Genomic DNA, 6,573 nt, shown 5'->3' on the forward strand with positions numbered 1-6,573 from the left:
GGGGACGAACGCTCCTAGTCGGCCAATCCGGTCGGCCTGCCCGCGCACCTACCCTCGGGTGCGGTCCCACGCCCGTGGGCCGTACGACGACGAGGAGAGGGCCGGTACCACCGTGACCACCACGTACGATTTCTGGCTCGCCGGCCGCCGGGCGAGCGGTGACGCCGACTTCGAGGTGCACAACAGCTGGGACGGCCGTCTGGTCGGCAAGGTCGGCATCCCGACCGACGCGCAGGTCGACGAGGCGCTGGACGCCGCCGTCGCCGCGCTGCCGGTGTTCGCCGCGACCCCGGCGCACCAGCGGGCCGCCGCCCTGGACCACGTGGCCAAGCGGCTGGCGGAGCGCACCGAGGAGATCGCCCGGCTGATCACCGCCGAGAACGGCAAGCCGATCAAGTGGGCCCGTGGTGAGGTGGGCCGCGCGGTGTCGGTCTTCCGCTGGGCCGCCGAGGAGGCGCGCCGCACCAACGGCGAGACGATGCGGCTGGACACCGACCCGGGCGGCGTGGGCCGCTTCGCGCTGGTGCGCCGCTTCCCGCGCGGTGTGGTGCTGGGGATCGCCCCGTTCAACTTCCCGCTGAACCTGGTCGCCCACAAGGTCGCCCCGGCGATCGCGGTCGGCGCCCCGATCATCCTCAAGCCGGCCCCGGCCACCCCGCTGTCGGCGATGGTGCTGGGCGAGATCCTGGCCGAGACGGACCTGCCGGCCGGCTCCTGGTCGATCCTGACCGTGCCGAACGACCGGATGCCCGCCCTGGTGCAGGACGAGCGGCTGCCGGTGATCTCCTTCACCGGTTCCGACAAGGTCGGCTACCAGATCATGGACTCGGTGCCGCGCAAGCACACCACCCTGGAGCTGGGCGGCAACGCCGCGGCCGTGGTGCTCGCGGACTGGTCCTCGGAGGCCGACCTGGACTGGGCGGCCACCCGGATCGCGATGTTCGCCAACTACCAGGGCGGCCAGTCCTGCATCTCGGTGCAGCGGGTGATCGCGGACGCGTCGGTGTACGACGCGCTGGTGGAGAAGGTCGTGGCCAAGGTCAACGCGCAGGTCACCGGTGACCCTAACGACGACGCGACGGACGTGGGCCCGCTGGTCGACGAGAACGCCGCCAAGCGGGTGGAGTCCTGGGTGGAGGACGCGGTCGCCAAGGGCGCCAAGGTGCTCACCGGCGGTACGCGCGAGGGTGCGACCTACGCCCCGACCGTGCTGGCCGAGCTGCCGGCCGACGCGATCCTGGCCAAGGCCGAGGTGTTCGGCCCGGTGCTGTCGCTGCACAAGGTGGACGGCGTCGCCGAGGCCTTCGCGGCCGTCAACGACTCGCCGTTCGGTCTGCAGGCGGGTGTGTTCACCCACGACCTGCAGACCGCCTTCCGCGCCCACCGGGAGCTGGAGGTCGGCGGTGTGATCATCGGTGACGCGCCGTCCTACCGTGCCGACCAGATGCCGTACGGCGGCGTCAAGGACTCCGGCGTCGGCCGCGAGGGCGTCAAGTACGCGATGGAGGACTACACGGTCGAGAAGGTCATGGTGCTGACCGGCCTGGACCTCTGATCGGCTGCCTCACCTGACGCAGGGCCCGGTTCGCTCGTCGGACCGGGTCCTGCGTCGTGTCCAGCCCTCGCCCGCGACGGCTGAGCGGCGGCCCTCGGCCGGCTGTTCAGCCGTCGTGCCCGGCCGCGGCGGCGACGGCCTCCTCGACGGTGGCGTTCCCGGCGACCAGTTCCAGGGTCTGTCCGGCGGTGCCGGGCTCGGTCAGCAGCGCGGCCAGGACGGCGGCCACGTCGGCCCGGTCGACCGCGCCCCGGCCGACCGAGGGGGCGAGGCGGACCAGACCGGTGCCGGGGCCGTCGGTGAGCCGCCCGGGGCGCAGCACCGTCCAGTCCAGTGCGGTGCGCGACCGTACGGCGTCGTCGGCGGCGCCCTTCGCGCGCAGGTAGGTCTCGAAGACCGGGTCGCCGGAGTGGTGGGCGGCCGCGTCGGCGCCCATCGCGGAGATCATCAGGTAGCGCCGTACCCCGGCCAGTTCGGCGGCGTCGGCGAGCAGCACGGCCGCGTCGCGGTCGACGGTGTTCTTGCGGTCGGCGCCGCTGCCCGGGCCGGCGCCGGCGGCGAAGACCACCGCGTCGGCTTCGGTGAGCAGGGCGGCCAGCTCGGGGACGGTGGCGGACTCCAGATCGAGCAGCAACGGCTCGGCGCCGGCGTCGACGAGGTCCTGGGCCTGTTCGGGGCGGCGGATGATCCCGGCGGGACGGTCGCCGCGGTCGGCGAGCAGCCGTTCCAGCTTCAGCGCGATCTGTCCGTGGCCCCCGGCGATGACGGTACGCATGGCTCCGACGGTAGCCCGCGCGCGCCGGGTCGTCCTGGGGAGTGCCGCGAACAGGACACCCGCCCACACGGCACCCGCCCACAGGACACCCGCGAACAGGACACAATGGGGCGCATGACTTCGCTCGCCCACCCGCAGCTGCGTTTCACGCCCACCGTGGCGGACCCCTCCGGCCCCCGGGAGCTGGTGATCCTCGGTTCGACCGGTTCGATCGGCACCCAGGCCATCGACGTGGTGCTCCGCAACCCGGACCGCTTCCGGGTGGTCGCCCTGTCGGCGGCCGGCGGGCGGGTGGAGCTGCTCGCCGAGCAGGCGCTGCGGCTGGGCGTGCACACCGTGGCGGTGGCCGATCCAGCGGCCGAGCCGGCGCTGCGCGAGGCGCTGGCCGCGAAGGCGGCGGGCCGTCCGCTGCCGGCCGTGCTGGTCGGGCCGGACGCGGCGACCGAGCTGGCCGGGATGGAGTGCCACTCGGTGCTGAACGGCATCACCGGCTCGATCGGTCTGCGGCCGACCCTGGCGGCGCTGAAGGCCGGCCGGGTGCTGGTGCTGGCGAACAAGGAGTCGCTGATCGTCGGCGGCCCGCTGGTGAAGGCGGTGGCGAAGCCGGGCCAGATCGTGCCGGTGGACTCCGAGCACGCGGCGCTGTTCCAGGCGCTGGCCGGCGGCACCAGGGCCGAGGTCCGCAAGCTGGTGGTGACGGCGAGCGGCGGCCCGTTCCGCACCCGGACCAGGGAGCAGCTGGCCGGGGTGACCCCGGAGGACGCCCTGGCGCACCCGACCTGGGCGATGGGCCCCGTCGTCACGATCAACTCGGCCACCCTCGTCAACAAGGGCCTTGAGGTGATCGAGGCGCACCTGCTGTACGACGTGCCGTTCGACCGGATCGAGGTCGTGGTCCATCCGCAGTCGGTGGTGCACTCCATGGTGGAGTTCACCGACGGTTCGACCCTGGCGCAGGCCAGCCCGCCGGACATGCGGATGCCGATCGCGCTGGGGATCGGCTGGCCGGACCGGGTGCCGGACGTCGCCCCGGCCTGTGACTGGACGAAGGCCGCGACCTGGGAGTTCTTCCCGCTGGACGACGAGGCCTTTCCGGCGGTGGAGCTGGCCCGCGAGGTGGGCACCCTGGGCGGTACGGCGCCGGCGGTGTTCAACGCGGCCAATGAGGAGTGTGTGGAGGCCTTCCTGAACGGCCGCCTCGCCTTCACCGGGATCGTGGACACTGTTGCCAAGGTCGTGGCCGAGCACGGCACGCCGGCCGCGGGAACTTCCCTGACGGTCGAGGACGTCCTGCACGCGGAGGACTGGGCCCGCGCCCGGGCCCGCGAGCTGGCGGCGGGCTGAGCGGACCGGCCGGCGGTACCGGTGATACCGGCGGTACTCGCGGCCCGGCACGGAACGCGGTACGACCAGACGATGAGCGGAGCGGCATGACGGAGGGCCAGCGGTGGCAACGGTTTTGACGGTGGTCGGCATCCTGGTCTTCGTGATCGGGCTGCTCGTCTCGATCGCCTGGCACGAGCTCGGCCACCTCTCCACGGCCAAGCTGTTCGGCATCCGGGTGCCGCAGTACATGGTCGGCTTCGGCCCGACCCTGTGGTCGCGCCGGAAGGGCGAGACCGAGTACGGCATCAAGGCGATCCCGTTCGGCGGGTACATCCGGATGATCGGGATGTTCCCGCCGGGCGAGGACGGCCGGATCACCAAGCGCAGCAGCTCGCCCTGGCGGACCATGATCGAGGACGCCCGCGAGGCCTCCTACGAGGAGCTCCAGGAGGGTGACGAGGACCGGCTGTTCTACACCCGCAAGCCCTGGAAGCGGATCATCGTCATGTTCGCCGGGCCGTTCATGAACCTGATCCTGGCGTTCGGGCTGTTCCTGACGGTCATGATGGGCTTCGGCGTCTCGATGCCCGTGCCCACCATCGGCTCGGTCGCCGCGTGCGTGGTCAAGGCCGGCCAGCCCACCGACGTGTGCCCCGCCGACGCGCCGAAGACCCCGGCCAACGAGGTGGGCCTGCGCCAGGGCGACAAGGTGCTCTCCTTCGACGGCGACCGGATCCGCGACTACGACCAGCTCCAGGCGGACATCCGCAAGTCGCCCGGCAGGCAGGTGGAGATCGTCGTGGAGCGCGGCGGTCAGCAGCTCACCTTCAAGCCCACCATCGCCGTCAACGACGTGCAGAAGTACGACGGCGACGGCGTGCCGGTGAAGGGCCAGACCGTCCAGGCGGGCTTCCTCGGGTTCACCCCCAAGAGGGACACCGTCCAGCAGACCTTCGGGCAGTCCGTCAGCCGGATGACCGACATGGCCGAGAACGGCGTCAAGTCGCTGGCCGCCCTGCCCGGCAAGATCCCCGGTCTGTGGAACGCCGTCGTGGGCGACGCCCCGCGCGACCCGGACTCGCCGATCGGCATGGTCGGCGCGGCGCGGGTCAGCGGCGAGGTGTTCTCGCTCGACGAGTCCGCCGCCCAGCGGGTCGCGATCTTCGTGAACCTGCTGGCCGGCATCAACCTGTCGCTCTTCCTGTTCAACATGCTGCCGCTGCTCCCGCTGGACGGCGGGCACATCGCCGGCGCGGCCTGGGAGGCGGTCCGCCGCCGCGTCGCACGGCTGTTCCGGCGGCCCGACCCGGGCCCCTTCGACGTCGCCAAGCTGATGCCGGTGGCGTACGTCGTGGCCAGCATCTTCATCGGTTTCACCCTGCTGGTGATGGTCGCCGACCTGGTGAACCCGGTGAAGATCAGCTAGGAGCGGCCGGGAAACCCCCGGTGGATCACGACCGCGCCGGTAGGGCGTTCGGGTACGGCGGGTGTGCCGGGGCCCCTGACCGTGCCGTACCGTGGAGGCCGGGTGCGCGATCGTCAGCGCGCCCGGCCTCGGCCGTCCCAGCGGCCGGGCGGTCGACCACACCTCAACCCCGGGGAACCCTGCGCACATGACCGCGATCTCGCTCGGTATTCCGTCCCTGCCGCTCAAGCCGCTGGCCAAGCGCCGGTACTCCCGGCAGATCATGGTCGGCAACGTCCCGGTCGGCGGTGACGCCCCCGTCTCGGTGCAGTCGATGACCACCACCGTCACCTCGGACATCAACGCCACGCTGCAGCAGATCGCCCAGCTCACCGCGTCCGGCTGCCAGATCGTCCGGGTCGCCGTCCCCTCCCAGGACGACGCCGACGCGCTGCCGATCATCGCGAAGAAGTCGCAGATCCCGGTGATCGCGGACATCCACTTCCAGCCGAAGTACGTCTTCGCGGCGATCGACGCCGGCTGCGCGGCCGTGCGCGTCAACCCGGGCAACATCAAGGCCTTCGACGACAAGGTCGGCGAGATCGCCAAGGCCGCCAAGGACGCCGGGGTGCCGATCCGGATCGGCGTCAACGCGGGCTCGCTCGACAAGCGGCTGCTGGAGAAGTACGGCAAGGCCACCCCGGAGGCGCTGGTCGAGTCCGCGCTGTGGGAGTGCTCGCTGTTCGAGGAGCACGACTTCCGCGACATCAAGATCTCGGTCAAGCACAACGACCCGGTCGTGATGATCCAGGCCTACCGGCAGCTCGCCGCCGCCTGCGACTACCCGCTGCACCTCGGCGTGACCGAGGCCGGACCGGCCTTCCAGGGCACCATCAAGTCCGCGGTCGCCTTCGGTGCGCTGCTCGCCGAGGGCATCGGCGACACCATCCGGGTCTCCCTCTCCGCCCCGCCGGCCGAGGAGATCAAGGTCGGCAACCAGATCCTGGAGTCCCTCGGGCTGCGCCAGCGCGGGCTGGAGATCGTCTCCTGCCCGTCCTGCGGCCGCGCCCAGGTCGACGTCTACAAGCTCGCCGAGGAGGTCACCGCCGGCCTGGAGGGCATGGAGGTGCCGCTGCGCGTCGCCGTCATGGGCTGCGTCGTGAACGGCCCGGGCGAGGCCCGCGAGGCCGACCTCGGGGTCGCCTCCGGCAACGGCAAGGGGCAGATCTTCGTCAAGGGGCAGGTGATCAAGACCGTTCCCGAGTCGAAGATCGTCGAGACCCTGATCGAGGAGGCGCTCAAGCTCGCCGAGCAGATGCAGGAGGAGGGCGTCGAGGCCGGTTCGCCGACCGTCGTCGCCGCGGAGTGACCGCCGTTCGACCCGACCGCCGGCCCGGCCCGTCCGGAGCCCGTCCGGGTCGAACGTGACTGCAGCACAGTTTTCCGGAAGCGGGGGGGGGGGGGGGGGGGGGGAGGCATAGAAGAGGGAGCAGGGGGGCAAGGCGGGAGGGG

Annotated in this window: 5 protein-coding genes; 4 read left to right on the forward strand and 1 reads right to left on the reverse strand. The window is 72.0% G+C overall.

Going from position 1 to position 6,573, the window contains the following annotated elements:
* Positions 1-112: 112 nt before the first annotated feature.
* Positions 113-1,555 (forward strand): aldehyde dehydrogenase family protein, encoded by a 1,443-nt coding sequence (locus tag ACZ4WV_RS28345; RefSeq protein ID WP_465751470.1) that lies wholly within the window; start codon positions 113-115, stop codon positions 1,553-1,555.
* A 106-nt stretch (positions 1,556-1,661) separates the two neighbouring features.
* Here the strand turns inward: ACZ4WV_RS28345 and ACZ4WV_RS28350 are convergent, their stop codons facing one another.
* A complete protein-coding gene (locus ACZ4WV_RS28350) occupies positions 1,662-2,330 on the reverse strand; it encodes an NAD(P)H-binding protein (RefSeq protein WP_465751471.1) in 669 nt (222 codons plus the stop codon).
* Between the two features lie 114 nt (positions 2,331-2,444).
* Here ACZ4WV_RS28350 and dxr point away from each other — a divergent pair, with 114 nt between their 5' ends.
* From dxr to ispG, 3 genes are all read left to right on the forward strand, one after another.
* On the forward strand, positions 2,445-3,674 hold the full coding sequence (gene dxr / locus ACZ4WV_RS28355) for a 1-deoxy-D-xylulose-5-phosphate reductoisomerase (protein WP_465751472.1): 1,230 nt from the start codon (positions 2,445-2,447) through the stop codon (positions 3,672-3,674).
* A 103-nt stretch (positions 3,675-3,777) separates the two neighbouring features.
* On the forward strand, positions 3,778-5,082 hold the full coding sequence (locus ACZ4WV_RS28360) for a M50 family metallopeptidase (protein ID WP_465751473.1): 1,305 nt from the start codon (positions 3,778-3,780) through the stop codon (positions 5,080-5,082).
* Positions 5,083-5,269: 187 nt separating this feature from the next.
* On the forward strand, positions 5,270-6,430 hold the full coding sequence (gene ispG, locus ACZ4WV_RS28365) for a flavodoxin-dependent (E)-4-hydroxy-3-methylbut-2-enyl-diphosphate synthase (RefSeq protein WP_030290407.1): 1,161 nt from the start codon (positions 5,270-5,272) through the stop codon (positions 6,428-6,430).
* Positions 6,431-6,573 lie beyond the last annotated feature (143 nt).

The organism is Kitasatospora sp. NPDC029312 (genome assembly GCF_055569215.1).